At 34.4% G+C, this 2,229-nt stretch carries 2 protein-coding genes and 1 pseudogene; all 3 read right to left on the bottom strand.

Translation table 11 applies throughout. The features are described 5' to 3' along the window. Window positions 1-179 precede the first annotated feature (179 nt). Window positions 180-785, bottom strand: coding sequence for a hypothetical protein (locus AN389_RS19415; protein ID WP_055017447.1), 606 nt, complete (start codon window positions 783-785; stop codon window positions 180-182). 42 nt (window positions 786-827) lie between these two features. Further along, window positions 828-1,787, bottom strand: coding sequence for a glycoside hydrolase family 19 protein (locus tag AN389_RS19410; protein ID WP_055017448.1), 960 nt, complete (start codon window positions 1,785-1,787; stop codon window positions 828-830). A 232-nt stretch (window positions 1,788-2,019) separates the two neighbouring features. Next, a pseudogene (locus AN389_RS19405) lies at window positions 2,020-2,229 on the bottom strand (sulfotransferase family protein); the annotation flags it as partial.

Below are 2,229 nucleotides of genomic sequence, written 5' to 3'. Positions count from 1 at the left end.
TTAATTTGCTGCTCGGGCTGTGCGACTAATTCTTCGTATTTTACTAATTTTATATTGTTGTGCAGGGCGCTAAAGTGCTGCATGAGTTTATAAAAGCGGCTATTTAAAAAAGATAAATCCCCCCATACTGGGGGCATTTATCAAATTAGTATATGACCTTAATATAATTACTAGTGATGTTATTTTGAATTGGAAATTACTGGCCACTCGTCAACTAAAATGCCATTACCACAATCGTTGTCTGCATGTATTAAATTAGGTTTTAGATTAACCAACTGTGGGAACGAAATGGTGTAATTGACTTTATAACCGCAAGAGCCAAAAGCAGAATATAAGCGCAGAGACTTTAATTGGTTCCCTATTTCGGTAATTTCAATACTGCCGGTAAGTAAATTAGTTTGCTTTAGCTCCCACTTATTATCAATAAAAGTAGGTTCTGACCAAGTTATGGGGTAAGCCATGTTAGTTAACGTCTTGACATAATAGGTCAAATAACTGTCTTGATATGCTCCAGTGTTGCAAGCTAATGCAAGCAATTTATCACCCGAACTTAGTTTAAAAACTGAAACAAATCGATTGTTATGATGTTCGTCTTTGATAGAACAATTGTCGTTTTTATTTAGTGAGCCAAGAAGCTTTTTTTGAGTTAATAGTTCAAAATCTAGAGGCAACTTTTGACCAGAGGGTATCTGCATTTTTAAGGGGTTATTATTCTTAATATCTGCATTGAGTGAAGCGGCATTAACATGCGAGCATAATAAAAAGATCATAACAAATAAGGTCATATTTAATTTCACCAAGAGTTAGTCCATAAAAGTATATGTGTGTTAAGCTAACGCTACATTTGTTGAGAATAATAACTTTTCAAATTCAAATGTACCTCGTGACGCTTTCAATAGTCGCTCAAAAATTATAGCGTCATTAGCAATCTCTAAAGCGTGATCTTGACCATTAATTATTCTCCTAGCTCCAATATAATTAGAAGTTGCACCTGATATAAATTGGCCTAGCTTCGCTTTAGCAAATAAACCTTCTCGCATGCCATAAGACATTATTGCATAAGCAATTTTATGATTAAGTGCTAGGTCAGGATTTATATAGAGCTTATCTCCTAGCCCTAAAGCATCGCCAACCTTTTTATAATTATAATCCCATGTTAATTGTACATAACCCCTTCCGTAGTATATGTTTTTTTCTACAGTTGAAGTAGTTGGAACATCGTGTACGCTACCATACAGCTTACCTTTTCCTTTTCCCCACTCTTTAATTGGTTTCCAGGTACGTCCGCACTCACGTTTTACTGTCGCTAACATGTAAGCAATCCATCGGATATCGGTAATGTGAGGATCCATTACACACTCAATCAAGAGTTTTTTTAGATCATTAAATGCTTGCTCATTAGGGAACTGCTTTTTATATATTTTAATGAAGTGTTCATAATCAATAACTTGAACTTGATTTAAAAGCGCAGCTTCTTTGTGCTTTTTTAGAAAGTTCTGACTTAATGAGGCTACAAGTGCTTTGTGAGTTAAATCATCAGGTATAACTTTTTTACTTGGGTGTTTATTACCCAATGCAGCGGATTGAAATAGCTTTAGTTGCTCTTCAGTTTTACTACCATAATATCCATCGGGCTTTAGTACTTTTTTACCGAAATACTTTTTTGTGGTACCTAATAAAAGCCTTTGTAGTACTAAAACATCTAGTGGGGCATTCCTAGCACCGTGGCCAACACTATTAGTTAACCTTGTTATATTTACTAAGTTTAGTTCTTTAAATATTAACATTTTAATCCTTTAATTTTTATCCTTTAGTAATTATACCACTCACTATGTGGCCCCTTCAAGGGAACGTTAGCTGAATTTTATTCCATTTATATTATTCCTTTTCTATCAATATTTTTCAGTAAGCATTGGCAACTGTGTTAGTTTGATCGTCACAGTGCTTATATTTATTTTAAAAAGTAATTACCTGACTATAAATTAATTAAGCGAATTTATATAAAATAGAAGTGATATTTCATCCTATAATATCTTGTTGTTTTAAGTAGGTCTCAGCCTCATCAGTATGGGGCTTAAATGCCTTCCAACGCCCAATGGCTTTGTTGTTTAGCGGTTGGCGTACTTGCACTTTACTGGCAGTAGATACTGGCGCGGTGTTTAAATGAAAATCTATACATTGTGCTTGCCACTCTAAATTACAAAAGCTAACTAGCTCTTTAATTTGCTG

This window comes from Pseudoalteromonas sp. P1-7a (assembly GCF_001401855.1).
Classification (GTDB): domain Bacteria; phylum Pseudomonadota; class Gammaproteobacteria; order Enterobacterales; family Alteromonadaceae; genus Pseudoalteromonas.
This window is presented reverse-complemented; position numbering and strand designations above follow the sequence as displayed.